The following is a 21148-nucleotide window of genomic DNA, read 5'->3' on the forward strand; positions in this document are numbered from 1 at the left end:
TGTATTGGCAAATAGGCATGGTGTCTGTACTTTCGGTAAATTAGTGGAAAGGAATTTTCTGTATGCAACGGTGGTATAACAACATAGACCCGGTTTTGAAAGACGTTATTCAGAGTATCCTGGTCCTGGATAGTAACGATCCTCCAGCCCCCGAAGACCTGCCTATATTTACTAATGGCATGCCGGCCTTATTATGTACGTCCCTGGACCAGGAAGACCATCTGTCGCTGTTTGGAAAGGCCGTTCCTACAGAAAGATGGGCTGAATGGGGTAATGCCACCCTGATCGCTTTTTTCTTCAAACCATTTGCCATTGGTCCTGTATTTAAGCTATCTGCTCAGCAACTCAAAAATGAAGTCATCGGGTTGAATCGTTGGAATCCACAAAAGGCAATGGCATTGACCATCCAATTGACCTATGCTCAATCAACAGCCGAAAAAATGGAGGTGCTGCACCAGTTTATTCTTTCTCAGGTGACAGCCAACCAACGGGAATGTGCGATCATCCGGTATGCTACCGACAAAATACTGGAAAATCCAGAAGCTGATGTATTGGGTCAAATGTTGCAGGAACTCAACCTCACAGAAAGAACATTTCAACGGATCTTTAAAAAATATGTAGGCATAACGGCCAGCGAATACCGGCGGATCTGTCAGTTCCAGTTAGCATTTTACCAGTTAAAGTCCGGCCAGTTTGATAAATTGACCGATGTGGCCTATGCAAACGGTTATTTTGATCAAAGCCACTATGTCCGTTCTTTTAAGGAATTTACAGAAACCACACCCAATGATTACCTGCAATTTGGACTGAAGAAAAAATAATGTCGGTTTTGTACAAGGCCATGTTTTGTGGCTGATCCATCTTTACACGAAATTTATAATGTATGAAAGAATTGATCACGCCTTGCTTATGGTTTGATAACCAGGCAAAAGAAGCCGCCGCTTTGTATTGCAAATTAATTCCCGGTGCAAAAATAATGTTGCAGTCACCTATCGTAACCGAAATAGAGATAGCCGGACAGCATTTTACTTTACTCGATGGCGGTCCGATGTACAGACCCAACCCATCCATTTCATTGTATTACATCTGCGAAACGGAAGAAGAATTAAAAAATATCTGGGAAGGATTATCCAACGGAGGCTTTATACTGATGCCTTTGGATAAATATCCCTGGAGTGAAAAATACGGCTGGGTGAGCGACCGGTTTGGCATTTCCTGGCAGGTTACCCTGGGAACAGTAGCTGCTGTGGGGCAAAAGATCACGCCTTTTTTGATGTTCGTTGGAGATCAATATGGCCATGCGGAAGAGGCCATCCAGCACTATACCTCCATATTTAAAAATTCAGGTACAGATGGGATACTCCGCTATTCCCAAAATGAAAAACCCGATAAAGAGGAAAAGGTAAAGCATGCCGTAATAACCCTCAATGGTCAGAAGTTTATGCTGATGGAAAGCGCTCATGCGCACAAATTTGCTTTTAACGAAGGCGTTTCTCTAACAATTCATTGCAACACGCAGGAAGAAATAGATTACTACTGGGAAAAATTAACGGAAAGCGGTGAGGAAAGCAGGTGCGGCTGGTTAAAAGATAAATTTGGGGTTTCCTGGCAGGTAATACCTACTATTCTCGGCAAATTAATGACAGATCCTAATAAGGCCGGTAAAGCAGCCCAGGCGTTCATGCAAATGCGAAAGTTTGACATTGAAAAGATTGTGCAGGCAACGCTTGTATAAATTTTGGAAAAGGTGTATTGGGAAGTAAGAGTTTTCATACAATTGGCCTGGGTGCCTCGCATCAAACGGGATGGCGTCTTTGATTGCTACGTTATCTGTATAGGCAATTAAAGGGCCATTCTGTACCTTTCTTAGATTTAAGAATTAATAATAGTCAATGGCCCACACTTTCTGTATCGGGAAATAACCGCGCACAGCCATCATTGATATATCCACAATTAGAGATCATTCCATTATTTTTTGCTTCAAAAAATACTTGTGCTTGCCCGCCAGGGAAGACATTATATATGGCTGATATAAACGTGTAAATGATTTCATATTTGTCAAACCCAACTGGCGTAAGTAAAGCAATGGTAAACCTCCTGCCGTTAATTATTACCTGAAGGGATTATATCAAAAACAGTCATTGGTTGTATCAAAAACGTACATTCTGTTATTATCATTATTCATAAATTATAGAGAATCAAACTTTTGTTATTTGGCATGTTTTTCAGAGAAAACACGAAAAGGTGTATCGAGGATCCCAAGACAATTCAAAACCTGATTCAACTAAACATATGTTCAGAAATTATTTCAAAACGGCATGGCGCAATTTATGGGCAAACCGGGTGTATTCTTTTCTCAACATAACCGGACTTGCAATCGGTATTGCCGTATGTATCCTGATCCTTCTTTTTGTTGCTTATGAGAGAAGCTTCGACAATTTTCATATAAAAAACATTTACCGACTTAATGAGGTACAGAAGTTTGAGGGGATGGTTTCCTCACAAAAAGTTGCCCTGTCTATGTTTCCAATGGGGCCAACCCTGAAGGAAGAATTTCCTGAAATAAAGAACTACACCCGCATTAACCGGGCAGAGAAGATACCGTTGAATTATGGCGAGAAAAGGATTTATATTGATAATACTTGCTTTGTTGATTCCACTTTTCTTACCCTGTTTGATTTTAAGGTAGCAAAAGGCGACCGTCATCAGATGCTTGACAAGAAAAACAGTATTGTGCTTACCCAGGCTACAGCTGAAAAGATCTTTGGAAAAGAAGACCCACTCGGGAAAACGCTTGTCAGCTATGATCATGATACCACCCTCCTTACCGTAACCGGAGTGATGAATAATGTTCCTGCAAATTCCCAAATACAGTTTGATGCACTTGTTCCATTCAGCACCATTGCCCGCCCAAATTGGATGGATAACTGGGGTGGCAACTGGTTGAATACCTACCTGGAGCTTGCTCCAAACAGCAATGTAGCTGCATTGGAAAAAAAATTTCCGGACTACCTAAAAAAACATTTATCTGCAGATAATGTAAATAGTTATCAGCTATTCCTTCTTCCTTTAAAAGAAATACATGCAGGTGCAACAGATATTGGTCTCGATAATTTTAATTACCATCAATTTGATAGGCGTTACACCAATATTTTTTTCATAATTGCGCTTATTGTACTGCTTATTGCCTGTGTCAACTTCATAAACCTTTCCACAGCACGTTCTGCTGAAAGAGCAAGAGAAGTGGGTGTACGCAAATCCCTTGGAGCGGCGCGTTGGCAAGTATCATTTCAATTTATTTCGGAATCGGTACTGATTTCCATTCTGGCATTAATAGCAGCTGTCGTTCTTGTCTTTATTTTTTTACCGGCAGTGAAAACACTCAGTCAACGGGATCTTCATTTTCCATTACTTACAAACTATAAGCTGCTGCTTTCAATTTTATCTGGCACCATCGTTGTTGGAATAATTTCTGGACTTTATCCTGCAGCCTATCTTTCATCTTTCCTTCCGGTAAAAGTGCTGAAGGGTTCTGTGCAGGTTGGAAAAAACAAAGGCTTGCTGAGAAACATGCTGGTTGTTGGTCAATTTTCCTGTGCTATTTTTTTAATTATCGCAACTGTTTTTGTGCTGATGCAATTAAACTTTATGAAGAACAGGCCAACAGGTTTTGATAAGGAACAGATCGTTACCATACCATTCGACCGCGGCGGATACAGGAAATTTGACGCTTTGAAAAAAGACCTGCTTCAAAATTCATTGGTCACATCTGTTACAGCTTCACAGGATATTTTAGGCAGTCATCTCGATCAATCAGGTGTTCAATTCAAAGGAGATGGTCCAACAAGACAATTGGGAGCTACCAGGTTAATTGTAGACCATGATTACCTTACCACTTATAAAATGCAATTGGTTGCTGGTAAAAACTTTTCACCGGAAAAATCCGCTGTTGGTAGGGAATACATCATCAACGAATTGCTGGCAAAGGAATTATTAAAAGATAATGCGCATGCTGAATTTTCATCTTTATTGGGAAAGAAGTTTGGATTTGATTCCTCAGGAACAATTGTGGGGATTGTAAAAGATTTCAATTTCAATTCACTCCATCACAAAATTGAGACCCTGTTTATATTTAATCAAAATGATTGGGGCTTTGCTAATATGTCAGTTAAAATAAATGGCGGCCGGCCGAAGGAAGCGATCTCGTTTATTCAATCAGTTTGGAGAAAAAATTGCCCGGATGTGCCTTTCGAATACCGGTTTTTAGATGAACATTTCAAAGAATTATACAAGGCAGATTCACAGGTAAGTACTATTGTAGGCACACTCGCAATACTGGCTATCATTGTTTCCTGCCTTGGTCTTTTCGGTCTTGCCTCTTATTCTGCAGAAAGAAGATTTAAGGAAATAGGGATACGCAAGGTTTTAGGAGCATCTGTTCAGGGTGTTGTTTTATTGTTATCAAAACAGTTTATGAGGCTTGTACTGATTGCCAACCTTATTGCATGGCCCATTGCCTGGCTTGTATTGGATCGCTGGTTACAGGATTATGCCTATAGGATAAACATCTCTGGGTGGGTATTTGTAATTGCGGGCATTGCTTCACTCTTTATTGCTCTTATCACAGTGAGCATGCAGGCGATAAAAGCTGCCATTGCCAACCCTGTAAAAAGCTTAAGGAGCGAATAAACGAACTATAGTGATTTCCGTTAGCGATGCCTGCCAGTAAGTTAATGTCTCCAAATTGTATCCCCTTTGGGCCGGGTTTTCCCTTGATCGATCGTATTGCTATTCAAATTCATATTGGGTTCACCAGGTGGGAGGGATCTTTCACGGGAAATACTTGATATAAGAGTACCAGGCTTTTCTTTTGCTATCTGTTTATTATCTTTCTGAGGATTTTTTTTGTGTTGCGAATGGTGAACTTCAGGAGGATATTTCCAAAGAAAACGGGGTTTGAACACAACGCTTTTTTAACATGGTGTTATTCGCTGCTGTAAGTTGGAATTTGAATAACTTATAGAGGTATAGTTCATAGGTATAATAAGCAATTTTTTTATTCATAATTTTAATTTCAGATTTTTTCAACTTGCATTTGTGCCGTTGCAACATTCGTGGCGTCGTTCAGGAAACTAACATAAATAGCCCCGAGCGTTATAGCTGACAGCAAAATCAATATTAATTGAAGTAAATGAGGGAAAGTATAAGGTTTGTTTTGAATTATCAGATAGGCAACAGCAAGCATGGGTATAATTATAAAGTTGCGGTTGTATCTTTCGAAGCTTCTTTTGAAGATAGTTGTCGCGGGTAGTGCTGATCCCCCTACGCCTGAAGACCTACCTATATTTACCAACGGCATGCCGGCCTTATTGTGTACCACCACGAACAAGGGGAATCAACTGTCGCTGTACGGAAAGGCTGTTCCGACAGAAAGCAGGTGCGGCTGGTTAAAAGATAAATTTGTGGTTTCCTGGCAGGTACTACCTACTATTCTCGGAAAATTCATGACCGATCCCAACAAGGCCGGTAAAGCAGCCCAGGCGTTTATGCAAATGCGAAAGTTTGACATCGAAAAGATCGTGCCCGGCCTTTCCCAGCAGGCTTATTAAAATTCATAACATGAGAAAGGTAAAACAACGTGTCTGTTATTTGCACCTTTTGCTTGCTTTCAAAGGCCTATCTTTAACTTTTAACCAATTTGGCAAAAAATTATGATCACCTTGCCGAGTAAAAATGCGCTGGTAGTTTGCTGTTTGTTTGTTTTAATAAGTTGTGGGATAAAAGAGAAAAAAAAAGATTTTTACAGTACCAAACGCGGGGCCGAAAAAAGGATTCTGCCTTTGATAAAACCTTATCGTGCCATAAGTTATGATAATTTAGATAACTGGAAGGTAACTTTTAATTATCATGAGGTGCATGAACCAAATGCAGCAAATGCTGATAGCATTAATGTGATAGATTCTGTGATTGTTATAAAATGTAACTCTAAATGTTTTTATGCCGGGAATTATTATCCTAATCTTTGGGTTGTATTAATTCCTAAACACAAAACAGAAGAAATGTTTTTGATTGAAGAGGAGTTCCGGTCTTATTTGACAGGCATTGGAATACAAAATGCAACTTTGAGAAAATCTGAGGAGACTTTTATGGAATTTGAAGAAAACGATCAACTACCATGGCGGATAGATACAACTTATGAAAGCAAAGAGTAAAATTGGAAAACAGCAAATGATAAGTTTAATGCGCACCGTTTAACTTTTATCTGGTTTTGTACTCTAACCTAACCCCCTGAAATGCAATGAGGAAAATTTGTAAAGAAGCATATAGTAAATTGACACTCGTTTTCGAGCGACATTTCATTTTGACAGTTCTCATTCTTCAGTTTTTATTTGTATGCTCTTTTGGACAGGCACAACAAACGACCACTATTTTACTATCTATAGGTGATTGTAGGGAGGGGGGGCATGGATTTTACGGGATTGATACCGATTCGGTAAGTTTTTACAGACTACCGGAAGATACGCTTGCATTCAGGGTGAGTGTTCGGGCAAAACGGTTTCCCATAAAGCTTACTAATACCCCAGTTGCTGATTACAGAATTGCTTATAGAAATGTATTCCGCCAGTTGGTTGTTAAACAGATCAGGTTGACAGATCAGAAAACTAATTCAATTAGACTTTGCGCGGATTCTGTGTTGAACTATTCTAAGAATACATTAGCGAAACTTCAGGACCAGGACACAATTTCAATATACTTGGAAAGCCAGGGATGTGAGAGTTCATTCAATTCGAAAATTTTAATACGTAAAGAAGGTGACAATTTTGTTGCCCGGCTCTACGAGGATACCGTGTTGTATAGAACAAAAAGGAAAATGATAATAAAAGGGTGGGGGCTTATAAAAACTATGGTTTTAACCACTCAAAACATCCAGGATTTTCAGAGGTTTGAAAATGAAGTAAGTATAGTCTGGAAGATGGGTTGCACCACGGAAGAAAGGTATGAAATTAAAAGTAAATATTGGAACCTGGAAACTACAGATGGTGATTGTGACTGGTGGGGTTATTCCTTTTTGAAACGATCGTTCTTTGGCAAAAAGATATAAAGCAACAGATCTATAGCTTAATATTTAGAAATATGAAGAATAACAGGAAGGTATGTTTGATAACAGGCGCCAGTAGTGGAATTGGATTGGCAATTGCAAAATCATTTATGACCTCTGAAAATTATCAACTGATTATTACAGCGCGTCGTGAAGAGCGTTTGACTGAGTTAAAATCACCGAACGTTGATGTACTGCCAGGGGACCTTACCTCACCCGACTTTCAACATTCTTTAGAAGGTTACATATGGGATAAGTATGGTAAATGTGATTATTTATTCAATTGCGCCGGTACATTGGAAGTTGGCACCATTGAAGATCTTAACATTGAAAAAATGGTTTCAATGATCCGCTTAAATATAGAAGCAAGTTTTCGATTAACATATAGTGTGTTAAAAAGATTTAAACAACAAGGCTTTGGTCATGTCATAAACATATCCAGCGTTCTGGGAACAAAAGTCAGACCAACTGCCGGTGCATATGCTGCAACAAAACATGCCCTTGAGGCATTATCGGAAGCTTTGCGGATGGAGTTAGCAGGTACTAACATTAAGATATCCTGTATTGAGCCCGGATTAGTCATGACTGAACTTCACAATAACTGGGAGGTTCATCCACGGGAAAGTATGAACATAAGAGAACCTTTAACAACGGATGATATTGTTAAAACAATTGAATTTATAATTAATCAACCACAAAATGTAAATATTCCTAAATTGATGATTCTGCCCAAAGACCATGTCATATAATTAGGACTGAACGAAGAATGGCTTGATAAATTTACCAATCGTCAGGTATTATGTACTTCAATTGAATTCAAATGAATATGCCGTCTACCCGGTCAAATAACATGATGTAGGCATGGACGTTATTTGTACATTTTTATTGTAATTGATTCAGAACGAACAAAATATGTTTTTTGCATCGAGAAGGAATGTCTTTCTTATTGTTTTCTCCCCATACTTTCACGGTACTTAAAAGAATGTATATTTTTGGGCAAAAAAGAATGACCGATCAGTCATTGCCCAAGCTTTGTGCCTTATAGCACCTTGTTTATAGAAGATCAGGTAATAAGCGAAGCAGGTCTTGAACTGGCTTATGAAGGCAGACGCTGGCCCGATCTGTTGCGTATTGCCCTGAGAAGAAACGATCCCGCTTTCCTGGCTGATAAAATTTACAATAAATTGGCGGCAGAACATAACCCTGCAGCTGCTGATGTAAGGGCCAGGTTAATGAATAAAGACAACTGGTACCTGCCATTTAAGTGGTGAGTAAATGAAAGCTGGCAGTTAAGGTCAGGATAAATTTATGATAGGGAGATTAAGTACAGGCAATGTATTTTTTCTCCCTATCTCTTTTGATCTGGTACTGGAGAAGGATCAAGTCAACATGTTGGGGATTGGTTATTGCAGTATAGATTTCAGCCAGCCTAAAAAAATAATCTTTTGGCCATAATTACAGCGATATGCCTTCTCTTTGACTCCTCTTTGCATTCCTTTCACCTATACTCCCACTATAATTCTACTATACACCTACTATGGTACACTTCTTTTAATAAATCAGTTCTTGTGTAATCTACCCCACTTTGGAGCCACAATGAGTGCTCTTTTGCTTTTCCGCTGCCGAGAAGGAATTGAGGTGGAATAGAGAAGGGATTTAGGAGAAAGAGATACGGGATACATATGCTTCTCCTGATCCCTGGAGAATCCTTATTTGTAAAAAAGTGTTAACCTTGTCAATGTATGGAAAATTAATTTTGTACTATTTGGTACAATATATACCTTTATCTCGCAAACGACAGTTATGGCAGGCAGACCTCAGATATTTTCAGAAGAAGAAGCGTTAGGAAAAGCTACCCAGCTTTTCTGGAGCAAGGGTTACGAAGCCACCTCCACCGATGACTTGCTTGCTGCCATGAGTATCGGTAAAAGCAGTTTCTATAACACTTTTAAAGGCAAAAGAGAACTGTTTGAAAAGGTTATAGAGAATTTCGTTAATCAATCTGTAGCGGGATTGCTGAAAGACACAGAAGCTGGCACAGACCCGGTTCAGGCAATTAAAAATTTCTTCAGAAAGTTGGCCAACTCCCCGCAGAACATGCATCAGAAAGGATGTTTTATGGGTAATATTGTGGTCGAGTTATCGAACATTGATAAACCGCTTGAAAGCATGGCCATCAAACGGCTAAAGAAAATGGAACAACTTTTTCAGGATCTTATAATAAAAGCACAACAGAGCGGCTTGCTAAAATCAAATGAAGATCCGGTTGTAATTGCCCGTTACCTGGTAACGATGTGGAACGGCCTCAATATTACCCGGCGCATGTACCCTGACCCCGAACGACTGCTACCTCTGGTTGAAATGCAACTGTCTGTATTAAAATGATATTTTTTTAACTAAATATGTACTAATCGGTACAAAATTAAGAGCATATGAAAGTCTCCTTCACGCAAGTCGACACCGCCTGCATGGTAATTAATATCAATGGGTTTGTTATTGTCACTGATCCTGCATTTGACGAAGGTGGCACTGTATACGAAGGCCCCCGCACGTTGTATAAAACGGGTTCGCCAAAGCTTCAACCGCAGGATATTGGTCCCGTAGATCTGGTGCTGCTCAGCCATGACCAGCATAAAGACAATCTTGATAACGCCGGCCGCGAGTTTATTAAATCGGTAAAGCAGGTCATCTCTACACCAGGGGCTGTGGAACGTTTGGCACAAAGCAATGTAACTGGTCTCCATGAGTGGGAAAGTGTAAATATAATCACCGATAAGGTACCTGGCCTTCGCATTACTGCCACGCCCTGCCAGCACGCGCCTACCCATGAGCAAACAAAGATCTCAGGACATGTTATTGGATTTATGATCGAGTGGCAAGGCCAGCAAAATGGTGCGCTGTATGTATCTGGTGACACCGTATATTTTGAAGGCATTGAAGAGATCGCAAAAAGATTCAAAGTACATACCGCAGTGCTACACGTGGGAAAGGCAGGTTTCCCACAGATCAATTATATGCCTGTGACTTTCACCACTGAAATGGCTATTCAAACGGTAAGGCTTATGAATGTAGTGAAATTTATTCCTACACACATTGAAGGATGGAAGCATTTTAATGAACAACCTGAATATCTGTATGATCAGGTAACACATTCAGACATTAAAGAGAAATTGGTTTGGTTAAAACCAGGTTCACCTTCAGTTATTGAAATATAACATATTGAAAAAGCCCCGAGTTGCCGGGGCTTTTTGGTTGTTAACCAAGCAAAGCAGTCTGTAACCCGGCGATGTGAAAAATGGCGGCTAATACATTTATTATTATTTGCCTTCACGATATATAACCATGTTTGGATACCCTTGCACCACACTGGTGAGGGTTTTATAAACAGTTTGCTTAATCAGTTTGCTTTTAACAGGGGTATACCTGATGCCTCTTCTGGCTAATTTTTCCGCATTGATTTTTTGAACCAGCCATAGTCAATCTGTATGGATTTTTGATTTAATTGCATTTCAGTTAATTCATTCCGCAGCGCAATGGAAGAACGTCTTTCCCATGTCAAATGGGCTAACAGCACTATAGCTCCGTTAAATAAAAATCCGGTGAAGGGGAGGGCAACCAGTTATTGTATTGAATGTTTAATGTAACTGGACTGCGTAGCACCTGTTTTTTTGTTGTAACTACATAGCGATGTTATTATAACCCAATTAAAATCATTTATTAATAAATTATTAGAAGTGGACGGAAATAACAGCATGGCATAGTAGTTGAAAATGGGAGCAACATATTCTCTACCCAAAAACTGTATAAAAATGAAAATGAAATTCAATCTTCTCCCGCTGTTAATGGTCCCTGTTATTGCATTATTTTCTTTCACTATTAATTTTGCAGGTGGTATAAAAGGTGTCATCGATCCCGCTGCAAATGCAGGCGATGTTTGGGCAATCATGGGTAATGATTCAACCAAAGTTACATCACTCCAGGGGGTATTCCAGATCAGTGATTTGAAAGCAGACACATACAAAATTGTTGTAGAGGGGAAAGCACCTTACAAAAATTATGAAAAAGAAGGTGTGGTAGTAAAAGATGGCGAAACACTCGATCTCGGAAAAATAACCTTAAACCAATAAAATTGTTGGTTTTCTATGTAGATGATCAGGGCAGTGTTCTTGCCCTGATTTTTTAATTATGAAACAAGGCAGAATTCTGATCGTCGAAGACGAAAGAAGCATCGCAGATGCGCTCCACGACGGGCTAAAAGAATCCGGATACGATGCTATATCGGCATATTATGGTGAAAGTGGTTTTGAGCTTTTCCAGCAGGAACACTTTGATCTGGTATTACTGGATGTTAACTTGGGGGACGTGAGTGGATCTGGAAATTCAGCCGGTTCGGATAGATGAGGTGTTACTGAGGTTGCCTGCAGAACTGGCAAGAACAAATAAAGAATATGTTGTGTTGCTGGGCTTCGATGATCTGCCGGAAGATGAAGACCGATTGTTTGTATTTGGCAACGAAGATTTGTTATTCACTGCGATCAGGAATATTGTTGTTAATGCCTGCAAGTATACCATCGGGCACCGGGCCCTTGTAAAAGCAAGCACAAAGAATAACGAGATCCGTATTGAAATAATTGACAATGGACCTGGCATGCTGCCTGAAGAACTTGAACTTATCTTTCAACCATTCTATCGCAGTGGTGCTGTTGGCACATTACCAGGTTTTGGCCTGGGGCTTCCTTTGGTAAAAAGGATAATCAATCTGCATAAAGGCAGTATACAGGTAACGTCAGATCTAAAGACAGGTACTACGTTTCTGGTGATATTACCCGCCGCTTTTCGAAAAACTGAGCCAGCACAGCTTCCCACCAGGTAAATGATTTTGCCTTTTACAGATGCTGGATGATCGCATACAGATTGCTTGCAGTTGTTAGGCAAACAAGAAATTTTTAGAAGCACCTATTTTTAAGCAATAACACTTACCATGGCTTAAAATAAATCGACTACATCAGCATCATTTTGATCACGATTGAATGAAAGCTGATTGACAAATGTCTATTTCTTTAAAAAGTTAACGATAAAAAAGATTCAGGCACCATGTTTGTGCTTGAAACGCTCGAATACTTTTTGAAAACCAAACTATCCTTATGATGAAGACTGTTAGGAGATTCATCAAAGATGTTGCCTGCATCTTTTCATCCGTACCTGACACAAGAAAACTAATAGTCTGTAATATCGCTCCAAAAGGCGCGCTGAAGTGCAGTTTTGCGCAGCCAGTAACAATCTCAACCACACAGTTTGGAAGAAGAACCGCCATCGCCAGAAATAGCGACATGGTTTCAATAACTGTTTTTCATGACTCACATTAAATCAACGGAATGGCTAAGTGATTATTTACAATTCATTTTAATATGAAGATTTGTAAATAAGTATTACTCTGATCAAATGGGATGTGCTAAACAGTGATTCCCATAAGATACAGGTTTGAATAAGCCAGGTCAGCACTCTGTAGGTGCACTTATGTGATAATGATGGCATTTTTGAAGACAAAATTTTATGTGATGTACACAAGCACGGAATTAATCAACTGTTTCGGATTTTGAGAGGTTCTTGTCCGTTATCTACCACCTTATGTAAACGCCTTATCTGTAAAACCTGGCTGTATTTCTCATTCATTGATTTGCACTCTATGAAATGTAAACCTTGGCTTTCCGGGTCACTGGAAAGGAGATAGATAGAACAAAGCAATAGTATCTGTCCTGTCCTCCTAGTTGTTAAGCGAGGATCAAACTGTTACAGGCGTCATTATGCGATGTAACAGCCAATGTAACACATTACAGATTTTTAAAAAGCATCTGTAATGTGAAGGGGAATGCTATTCCTTAACAAGGTGTGCCAGTAATTGAAAAACCTTTTTAAAATCTAGAAAAATAACCTAAAATGAAAACATCAAACCACAAAAGAGGCAATTTGTTGCGAAGCAATCAGCGTGTGCTGTCCGTTCTCCTTTTACTGACTACCTTGGGTGCCTGTCAAAAAGATGTCACCGAACCCCTGGTTGATGATGGTTCTGCAAGTACCGAACTGGTATCAACAAAATCAATAATCAGTATCGGGAATATACTCTGGCTGGAAAATGCAGATGGAAGCAGTTTTTTAAATACCATGATCAGTAAGCAAACATCAACAAGTTATGGTATGACTGCTTCAACAAATCAGGCTTTCAATGGAACAAGATCAGCGCGTTTTGAATTACGAGATACCGATCCGGAAACCAAGAGTGGTACAAGGACCGAAATATCTTTCCCAACGCCTATTACCAATAATTTCTGGTATTCCTATGCGTTGTATATGCCCAGCGCTCAGTATAAAGATGAGAGATATGATGAAGTTATCACCCAATGGCATGGTGGCGGTGGCATTACTCCGGCAATTGCGTTGCGTGTACAATCAGGTCGTATTTACATGCGAACACTTGACGGCGTCAAAACTGACCTTGGTCTGGTTGAAAAAGACAAATGGCATACTTATGTATATCATATCATACACTCATCAGGTTCTTCAGGATTGATCGAAGTTTGGAAAGATGGTCAAAAGATCGTAACCCGTAATGGGGCAAACATGTATGCGCTTACCGGTGATTTCCATCTTCCCAATTGGAAAGTGGGGATCTATAAATCAGACTGGAATGGTACAAAAACTACTGGTACCAACCTGAGAGTGCTGTATTTCGATGATATTAAATACGGCAGCGCATTAGCTTCCTATGCTGATATGTTGCCCACTGGTGGTGCTTCAACAACAACTGAACAGCCAGCAGCCCTCGTAAGCGTAACGTCTTTAAACCTGGTAAATGCAGATACGGAAAAGGAAGTGCTGACAATTTCAAATGGCTCAACAATCAGTCTGAGCGCATTGAAATTAGCAAAAGCAAATATTCGTGCAGTTACAACGGGCACTATCGCTAAAGTAAAGTTTGAATTAAGCGGAACACAAAGTAAGACCTACACAGATGAACGGGCTCCCTACGCATTGCATGGTGATAGTGGAGGTGGTAATTACTGGTATGGTAACTGGGACCCGCCTGCTCTCGGCACTTATACGTTGAAAGCAACTCCTTATGATTCACAAGGTATAGCTGGTACAGGTAAGACCATCACCTTTACGTTCTCGAGATAACTTTGAGTAATTAATATGGGTAAAAAAGGCGGCTCCTGAATAGGGCCGCCTTTTTGTTCATTTGAAGGGAAAAGAGATTAAATTTATAGTAAGAAAATGATAGATGAAACTAAGAAAGCTTGTCATATTGTCGCTCGTTCTATTATCAGCAACAATGCTTTACGGCTATATAAAAGTTTTTCATAGCGATAAAGAAGACGCCCAATTGCCTCAACCTGACAACCATATTATTTGTCAGATGGGTTTTGAAGATAATGATGCCATTCCCTCATTTTTAACGAAACAGGTCGGTACCTCTTATGGGTTGCAAATCGTAGGAAGCCCTGTATACCGGGGTAAAAAAGCGGCCCGTTTTGAATTAAGATGCAATGATCCGGAAAATAATAGTGGCACAAGGACCGAAATCTCATTTCCCAAACCAGACGACAAAGATAATCTGGAGCGCTGGTATGCATTTGCACTGTACTTTCCCCGCGATGATTGTGATGCAGACAACACTGATGATGTAATTAGTCAATGGCATCAGGGGGGTAAAACCAGTCCTTCAATAAGTCTCAGAACAAAGAATGGGCAGCTGTATTTACGCATAAAGCCCGATGAAAAGAGTAAAGATAAAATTGAGTTAGGCGACGTTGAAAAAGAGGTTTGGCATTATTATGTGTTCCATATAAAACATTCATCTGCATTAGATGGCCTGATTGAAATATGGCGCGATGGAAAGTCGGTAGGCCAATACAATGGCGCCAATATGTATGATCTTAACAAGGGCGTTTTTCATGCCCCCGGCTGGAAAATTGGAATTTACAAATCAAACTGGAATGGCGGTGCCACTACCAATACCAAAGTAAGGGTTGTATATTTTGATGAGATAAAATTAGGTAATGAACAGGCTTCGCTTGCTGATATGATGGTTAAATAGGTTGAAACCCAGCCACTTTCATTGCCTTACAAACTTGTTTGCCAGTAGCTTGCAATTGAATCGTCTTCCCTTCTTTATTTTCAGCCAGTGTAATGATCATGTTTTTCAAAAAGGCCGGTAACCATTCCCGTGCTGAGCCATGACAATAGCTGTTTTCAATTATCACAGCATCCTCCCCATAACTTAGCCAGATACAGCACAACAACCGGGAGTCGCCAAGCCAGGTGAAACAATGTTGCCCTTTTTCAAGACGATACATGGCGTCTGACAAGAACTTCCATCTTGAAATGCCGGCTTTATCATCAGAATTGAATTCCAGTAAATGGGGCAGGCTATTTTTCTGCCAGGGTATTGTTTCTGCTGTTTCAACCGCGCTTGTGCAAATTGAGTATCGTTGCTGCGTTTCCTGTTTCTGTAATTTTTTGTAGAACTTATTTATTGCGGGCTCAGGCCGCCAGTGTTTTAAATTATAGCGGTATTTTTTTAGATTTAACTCTGCTGTCATTGGTCGTATTCCCCGCGCAACCAACCGGGCATGGATCCACTTTCTCAATGATCTTTTTATTCTAAAACCGGGCTCATGACTAATGATCAACTCCTGCACCTGGTCCTGCTGAGTGGCCAATTCATCCTTATAGCTATCGTACCCAGGCGACAAGTCAAGATATTGAATGCCTTCCTCTGCCAGTTGTTTTGTTAATAATAGAAAATGCATCAGGCCAGGTGAATTACTGCGGGCATTTAAAGGCGAATGACAAACAAGTCCGGAGAGATAAACCCAATTATTTCTAATTACGGCAATTACTGCGGCAATTATTTTGTTATTGACCTTAAATACTGTGGTGTGAAGCAAACCCTGGTCAAACAAGGCTAAGAAGAAGTCTTTTTTGTGCGGGTCTTCACTGAATGGGTTTTTATTGAATAAGGCACCCTGCCTGAAGTCGAGCATGGTGGCCATTTCTTCCAGGCTGCGTTCGAATGTTTCCCGGTCTTTTATACGTTCAAAAATAACCTCTCCTGTTTTTTTAAAGCGATTCAATTTGTTATTGAAATGTTTGCCCACTTTTACATCACCCGGGCTCTTGTAATGGATCAATGGAAGGGCATAGCTTTGTATTATGCTGTGTTTGCGCCACTTTTCATTCGATTGTACCCAATTCAGCGGTGTGCCCTGTGGTATAAACCGCAGTGATACCGGGTGACCCGGGAACTGAGTCTTCAATTCGTCCAATGCCAATTGTATAAAATTGTTTCCGTCTGAGGGTGCAGTCAGCCAAACCTGGTATTCTGCTTCATAATGTCCTGCCCCGGTTATTTTGCCCCCGTTTTTAATAACATATTTGTTATTCCTGCCCGCGTTTAATAAAGTCATAGGCAGCAGTCCTTTCAATTTCCCGTTTACAACACCCTTTATTAAAAGGGGCATATGTTCTTCCCGGTAAGCGTTGTACCAGGCAGCTACAAACTGGTGGGTTTGAAACGCAGTGGCCCAGGTACAGGATTCAAAAAGCTGCTCCCAACATTTTTGAAAGGAAGGTTCCTTTAACAGATCAATAACTGCCAGGCCCGATACTACTTCTATTCCATAGTCTACTTCCGGGTTGCCAGCTCCAGATATTGCACCTGTATTTGTTTCCTCCGTTTTAGTACCAGCCTGATCTGAGTTTTGAAGATCTTCGAAGTATAGATCAGGCTTTTCAACAGCATTGAAGCCTGCTTTTTCGAAAATACGCTGATCGTCGCAATTATTAACTATATAAAAAGTATCGTATATAGTATCGGCTGCCAGCTCGGCTGCAACCGATTGTAGAAAAATGGACAGTCTTTTGCCGCCTTTCTGGTGATAGTATAATCCTGTTAGTGAAATAAACCACCCGTCAGTTTTACCTGTATCAGTTTCTGCCGTTGCATGCTTCCCGTTTGTTAACCAGGCACATCCCAGTAATGTTCCGTTTTCAATCCAGGTATAACAATGTTCCCCAATTTCCATTCTTCGCATCGCATCGGACAGAAATTCCTGTTGCGTATACCAGGTTTCGCGTTTATCAAATTCAAGCAGGTCCTTTAGGTTGTCTTTTTGAATGGGTAACAGGTTTTTAATTGGTAATGTAGCATATTGTATTATCCAGCATTTTGATACTTTACTGCGTCGCATTAATTTCTCCATAAAGCGGGTGCCCATGGTAACTAATCCAGCTGGGGTAATGTTCCCGAGTTTTGTTTTATAGATAGTGATATCCCGTTGAACCTTTTTTAAGGTTTGGGCTTTGATGCCGAATCCAAGTGCTTTGTTTTTAAAGTAATGGTTAATGTTGTGTTTCCACTTTCCAGTAAGGCCATGCAAATTATTACCTATTGTAAGAGTAGAGGCTGTGGTATGTTGGGTGGCCAGCGTATCTTTATATGGGTCTGCTCCAGGTGTAAGATCAAATACTTTCACTCCTTCATCGGCCAGTAATTTGCCAAGCATCAAAAAATGGATAATCCCCGGTGAATGGCGGGCGTAGGCGGCATCAAAGGAATTAATCCCCTGCAGATGTACCTGGTTAGGACTTTGCATGCTGACATTAGATGAAATTATCTTATCGTTGATCTTTAAAACGGTTGCATGCAGGTTGTTTTGTTCAAATAGCGCCAGCAGAAAATCTTTTCTTAAAGGATCGGTTTTAAAAGCTATTTTATTATACATAGCTCCTTTTCTGAAATCAGATTGAAGAGCCAGTTCGTCAAAAATGGAAGCGAACTCCTCATAATCGTTGATGCGTTCAAAAGTTAATTGCCCCTGCCTGCTTAGTCTGTTGATTTTCTCTTTTCTGTTTTTCTTTCTGAGTTCGCTGGTAATATGAGTGCCGTTAATTCCCATTAGAGGGTGCGACGATGTTTTTACAAAACAGCTTTTATCCCACCTGGGATCTTTTTTTATCCAGCCCAATGGAACTTCAGCGGGAATGTATTTTAGCTGGATCTTTTTTCGGGGGAATACTTTGCGTAATTCAATCAATGCGTTTTTAATAAATTGTTCATCATTGGCATCTGCCGTTAACCATACCTGATATTCCGCCTGGTTTGCCCCGGCTCCGGTTATCAGGCCATTCTTGTCTGCAGCCAGCGTTAGCAATCCTGTAACCTGTCCATTCTGTACAGTCCTGATCATAACAGGAACGAAATCCTTTCTGTAAATGCGGTACCACGTAGCTACAAAGGAAGGGCTCTGAAAAACCGTAGCCCAGGGGCAGGCTTTCCATAGTTGGTTCCATTCACCCAGGAACCGGGTATCTTCAAGTAGATGAAATACTTTTTCTCCTGTTAACATCTCTGTTCCTTCAAATTCTTTTGGAAAAAGTGAAACTACTGTTTTTGATTTAGTTACTGAAGCTGTGAATGACATATGCTTTTAGTTTTCAATCTAAAAATACCCTACATCCTACAGGGTAAAACGTTGGGGCATGTGCATGGAAGAAAATAATATTATATTGAAAGCGCGTTGGCAAACTGCCTTTGATGAGTTTTTTCTTGAATCTCTTTGTTATATAGGGGCAGATAGGCCCAATACCAGCTTATAGATTTTAACAGCCCATTTCGCAGGGAATAACTGGGGTTATAACCCAGGAGTGTTCTGGCTTTGTCTATAAAAGCTATCGGGTGCGTACTATCATTCAGTGTATGTTTTTGCGTTAATTGCACAGTGTTGATACTTATGTCAAATGCACTTAAAAATTCTCTGAGGTGCATGGCCAGCTGATCTAAAGGTGTTCTTTCTTCAACACCTATATTGTAAACCTGGTTTACTGCATTAGGATCAGTTGTAAGGAGAGCCAGAACATTAGCCTCCACTACGTTTTCTACATAGGTATAATTGCTTACATATTCATTGGTTTCATTGATGATCGGGGATTCATGCCGCATAAACTGCATTACAAACTTTGGAATATCGGCAGCATACTCACTCTGCGGGTCGTGTCTCTGGCCAAACACATTAAAATAACGCAGCCCGATGGTTTCCATACCATAGAGGCGGGTAAATAGAGCAGCATACTGCTCTTCAATGTATTGTGGTGCAGAAATGGACGATAAAGGTTCTACTGTTTTCTTTCCTGTTTTAGACGCTTCATCATTATTTCCGTATAGGCAGGAACTGGATGCATACACGAATCGATTTACTTTTGCTTCATATGCTGCTACCAGTAGGTTTAAAAAACCGCTTGCATCCTCGCTTCCTGAAAGAATGGGGTCTTTAACAGAAATGGTAATTGCCCCTAACGGCGCCTCCTGAACAACATAATTTATTCCTTTGCAGGCAATCCTGCAGGCATCCACGTTACGAATATCGCCTTCTACAAATTCAAAATGGGGATGGTTGGCAAAGGGCGCCATATTGCGGAAATGGCCAGAAGCCATATTATCGAGTACACGCACTTTGCGTGCACCGGCATTCAATAAATATTCTGCAATATGCGATCCTATAAAACCTGCTCCCCCTGTTACCAGAAAAGTAGAGGCCGCTATTTTCTCGTATTGGGCGGCTGTCAGTTTCATAACTACATGTTTAAAGGTTGGGAAAAGATAAGTCTTATTAAAAAGCAGCTTTGTGTGCTTTGGGACTGAAGATGGTAAGGAAAATAATTTTCATATCGAGTTTGAACGACCAGTTCTCAATATACCAGAGGTCGTGCAGGGTACGTTGCCGTTTTTGTTCTTCGGTATCGGTAGGGCCACGCCAGCCATTCACCTGTGCCCAACCGGTTAAACCTGGTTTTACATATTGCCTGAGCATATAGTGGTAAACATTTTCCTGCAACTGGCGATTCAAAAATCTTCTATGCGGCCGGGGGCCTACTACGCTCATACTTCCCCGAAATACATTAATAAACTGCGGAAGCTCATCGATGCTGTATTTTCTCAACACCTTCCCCAGGCGGGTAATTCGAGGATCGTTGCATTGGGTTGAGCGGGTTCCGCCGGCACAATCATCGTTTTCCCGCATACTTCTGAACTTGTATACTTTGAAAGGCTTGCCTCCTTTTCCGATGCGAATGGGACAATAAAAAACCGGACCGGGGGATTCTAATTTAATTAACAGTGCAACGACCAGGAATAAAGGTAGCAGGCAAATAAGCGCTATGGCCGCAAATATTTTATCGAAGCAATTTTTAAAGAAGCCAGCCACTTTTCCATCAACGGGCAACTCCCTTATGTTCACCGTATCAATCTGCCCCAACCGTGTGATCTTATAATGATTGCCAAAAAGCTCATGATAGTCTAACACATATCGTACCCGGATACCATAGTAATCGGCAACGGTCAGGACTTGTAAAATATTCTTTTTCTGGTCATCCGGCAGAGCAATAACGATCTCGTCAATGTCGTTGACTTGCAGGAATTGATTGATATTATCCAGGTCGGTCAGTACTTTTTTTCTTTCGATCACGCATTCTTCCAATTGGTCGCAACTAATAAAACCTTTCAGGTGATAGCCATTGTTATGACTGGCGGAAACCTGGTCTTCAATGATCTTTGCTTTATTACCGGTGCCGGCAACAATAACATATTTCTGGTTTGCGGCATTAACGCTTATGATCTCAATGATCAGGAAGTTGATCATCAGGTCGAGTCCGAAAACCCCGAGCGTAATGGCGATGGCCTGTTTGTAGGAAATGGAGGGGACCGGAAAGAGGCAAAGTACAATGCATTCGAGAATGACAAGGGTAAGATACATTTTAAAATGACTGGAAATTCGTTCCTGGAATTTCTGATAAGAGCCAGAGAACCGGTTTTTACTCTGGTATTCAATCAGACACCATAGAAAAGCAACAACTGACAATGTTATCCACTCGCCCCTGGAATATTTAAAATCCCTGAAAAAATAGTGGGCTAGTGGCAAAATAAAAATGAGAGGGAGCAAGTCTATCGCCAGATAGGGGATATCTTGCTTTATTTTTTGACCAGGCATGGCC

General features: G+C 40.5%; 18 protein-coding genes. 15 read left to right on the forward strand and 3 right to left on the reverse strand.

Going from position 1 to position 21148, the window contains the following annotated elements; genetic code table 11:
- The first annotated feature begins 62 nt into the window (after positions 1–62).
- The 15 genes from J7I42_RS09475 (at position 63) to J7I42_RS09545 (ending at position 15194) form a co-directional block, all read left to right on the forward strand.
- Entirely contained in the window at positions 63–821 is a 759-nt protein-coding gene (locus J7I42_RS09475) for an AraC family transcriptional regulator (protein ID WP_209138530.1), read from the forward strand.
- A gap of 62 nt (positions 822–883) precedes the next feature.
- Positions 884–1735 (forward strand): VOC family protein, encoded by an 852-nt coding sequence (locus J7I42_RS09480; RefSeq protein WP_209138531.1) that lies wholly within the window; start codon positions 884–886, stop codon positions 1733–1735.
- Between the two features lie 557 nt (positions 1736–2292).
- Positions 2293–4689 (forward strand): ABC transporter permease, encoded by a 2397-nt coding sequence (locus J7I42_RS09485; RefSeq protein WP_209138532.1) that lies wholly within the window; start codon positions 2293–2295, stop codon positions 4687–4689.
- A gap of 599 nt (positions 4690–5288) precedes the next feature.
- Positions 5289–5609 carry a VOC family protein gene (locus tag J7I42_RS09490; RefSeq protein ID WP_209138533.1) on the forward strand — a complete coding sequence of 107 codons (321 nt, stop codon included), beginning with the start codon at positions 5289–5291 and terminating at the stop codon, positions 5607–5609.
- 102 nt (positions 5610–5711) lie between these two features.
- Positions 5712–6212, forward strand: a complete 501-nt coding sequence (locus tag J7I42_RS09495; protein WP_209138534.1) for a hypothetical protein — start codon at positions 5712–5714, stop codon at positions 6210–6212.
- Positions 6213–6361: 149 nt separating this feature from the next.
- Positions 6362–7102: a hypothetical protein gene (locus J7I42_RS09500; protein ID WP_209138535.1), complete on the forward strand. Its 741-nt coding sequence runs from the start codon at positions 6362–6364 to the stop codon at positions 7100–7102.
- A 32-nt stretch (positions 7103–7134) separates the two neighbouring features.
- Positions 7135–7848, forward strand: a complete 714-nt coding sequence (locus tag J7I42_RS09505) for an SDR family oxidoreductase (RefSeq protein ID WP_209138536.1) — start codon at positions 7135–7137, stop codon at positions 7846–7848.
- 285 nt (positions 7849–8133) lie between these two features.
- Positions 8134–8370: a hypothetical protein gene (locus tag J7I42_RS09510; protein ID WP_209138537.1), complete on the forward strand. Its 237-nt coding sequence runs from the start codon at positions 8134–8136 to the stop codon at positions 8368–8370.
- Positions 8371–8902: 532 nt separating this feature from the next.
- Positions 8903–9484, forward strand: a complete 582-nt coding sequence (locus J7I42_RS09515) for a TetR/AcrR family transcriptional regulator (protein WP_209138538.1) — start codon at positions 8903–8905, stop codon at positions 9482–9484.
- Positions 9485–9531: 47 nt separating this feature from the next.
- Entirely contained in the window at positions 9532–10314 is a 783-nt protein-coding gene (locus J7I42_RS09520) for an MBL fold metallo-hydrolase (RefSeq protein ID WP_209138539.1), read from the forward strand.
- A gap of 594 nt (positions 10315–10908) precedes the next feature.
- Positions 10909–11226, forward strand: coding sequence for a carboxypeptidase-like regulatory domain-containing protein (locus J7I42_RS09525; RefSeq protein WP_209138540.1), 318 nt, complete (start codon positions 10909–10911; stop codon positions 11224–11226).
- A 58-nt stretch (positions 11227–11284) separates the two neighbouring features.
- Complete coding sequence (locus J7I42_RS09530) at positions 11285–11500, forward strand: response regulator transcription factor (RefSeq protein ID WP_209138541.1); 216 nt, start codon at positions 11285–11287, stop codon at positions 11498–11500.
- Positions 11466–11972 (forward strand): sensor histidine kinase, encoded by a 507-nt coding sequence (locus J7I42_RS09535; protein WP_209138542.1) that lies wholly within the window; start codon positions 11466–11468, stop codon positions 11970–11972. Before J7I42_RS09530 ends, J7I42_RS09535 begins: the two co-directional genes overlap by 35 nt.
- A gap of 1064 nt (positions 11973–13036) precedes the next feature.
- A complete protein-coding gene (locus J7I42_RS09540; protein ID WP_209138543.1) occupies positions 13037–14275 on the forward strand; it encodes a polysaccharide lyase in 1239 nt (412 codons plus the stop codon).
- 103 nt (positions 14276–14378) lie between these two features.
- Positions 14379–15194, forward strand: a complete 816-nt coding sequence (locus J7I42_RS09545) for a polysaccharide lyase (RefSeq protein ID WP_209138544.1) — start codon at positions 14379–14381, stop codon at positions 15192–15194.
- Here the strand turns inward: J7I42_RS09545 and J7I42_RS09550 are convergent.
- The 3 genes from J7I42_RS09550 to J7I42_RS09560 all read right to left on the reverse strand — a co-directional run bounded on the left by J7I42_RS09550 (position 15187) and on the right by J7I42_RS09560 (position 21144).
- Complete coding sequence (locus J7I42_RS09550) at positions 15187–18582, reverse strand: GNAT family N-acetyltransferase (protein ID WP_209138545.1); 3396 nt, start codon at positions 18580–18582, stop codon at positions 15187–15189. The genes J7I42_RS09545 and J7I42_RS09550 overlap by 8 nt on opposite strands.
- An 80-nt stretch (positions 18583–18662) precedes the next feature.
- The gene (locus J7I42_RS09555; RefSeq protein WP_209138546.1) at positions 18663–19730 is read right to left on the reverse strand and encodes an NAD-dependent epimerase/dehydratase family protein; all 1068 of its coding nucleotides are present in this window, start codon (positions 19728–19730) and stop codon (positions 18663–18665) included.
- Between the two features lie 37 nt (positions 19731–19767).
- Positions 19768–21144 (reverse strand): exopolysaccharide biosynthesis polyprenyl glycosylphosphotransferase, encoded by a 1377-nt coding sequence (locus J7I42_RS09560; RefSeq protein WP_209138547.1) that lies wholly within the window; start codon positions 21142–21144, stop codon positions 19768–19770.
- Positions 21145–21148: the final 4 nt, after the last annotated feature.

Source organism: Niastella soli, assembly GCF_017742245.1.
GTDB classification, from domain to species: Bacteria; Bacteroidota; Bacteroidia; order Chitinophagales; family Chitinophagaceae; genus Niastella; species Niastella soli.

Coding starts and splice junctions, on each gene's coding strand:
- J7I42_RS09555 (WP_209138546.1), bottom strand. CDS start 19,730: ATGAAACTGACAGCCGCCCAATACGAGAAAATAGCGGCCTCTACTTTT.
- J7I42_RS09525 (WP_209138540.1), top strand. CDS start 10,909: ATGAAAATGAAATTCAATCTTCTCCCGCTGTTAATGGTCCCTGTTATT.
- J7I42_RS09515 (WP_209138538.1), top strand. CDS start 8,903: ATGGCAGGCAGACCTCAGATATTTTCAGAAGAAGAAGCGTTAGGAAAA.
- J7I42_RS09475 (WP_209138530.1), top strand. CDS start 63: ATGCAACGGTGGTATAACAACATAGACCCGGTTTTGAAAGACGTTATT.
- J7I42_RS09540 (WP_209138543.1), top strand. CDS start 13,037: ATGAAAACATCAAACCACAAAAGAGGCAATTTGTTGCGAAGCAATCAG.
- J7I42_RS09495 (WP_209138534.1), top strand. CDS start 5,712: ATGATCACCTTGCCGAGTAAAAATGCGCTGGTAGTTTGCTGTTTGTTT.
- J7I42_RS09545 (WP_209138544.1), top strand. CDS start 14,379: ATGAAACTAAGAAAGCTTGTCATATTGTCGCTCGTTCTATTATCAGCA.
- J7I42_RS09485 (WP_209138532.1), top strand. CDS start 2,293: ATGTTCAGAAATTATTTCAAAACGGCATGGCGCAATTTATGGGCAAAC.
- J7I42_RS09505 (WP_209138536.1), top strand. CDS start 7,135: ATGAAGAATAACAGGAAGGTATGTTTGATAACAGGCGCCAGTAGTGGA.
- J7I42_RS09520 (WP_209138539.1), top strand. CDS start 9,532: ATGAAAGTCTCCTTCACGCAAGTCGACACCGCCTGCATGGTAATTAAT.
- J7I42_RS09550 (WP_209138545.1), bottom strand. CDS start 18,582: ATGTCATTCACAGCTTCAGTAACTAAATCAAAAACAGTAGTTTCACTT.
- J7I42_RS09480 (WP_209138531.1), top strand. CDS start 884: ATGAAAGAATTGATCACGCCTTGCTTATGGTTTGATAACCAGGCAAAA.
- J7I42_RS09560 (WP_209138547.1), bottom strand. CDS start 21,144: ATGCCTGGTCAAAAAATAAAGCAAGATATCCCCTATCTGGCGATAGAC.
- J7I42_RS09530 (WP_209138541.1), top strand. CDS start 11,285: ATGAAACAAGGCAGAATTCTGATCGTCGAAGACGAAAGAAGCATCGCA.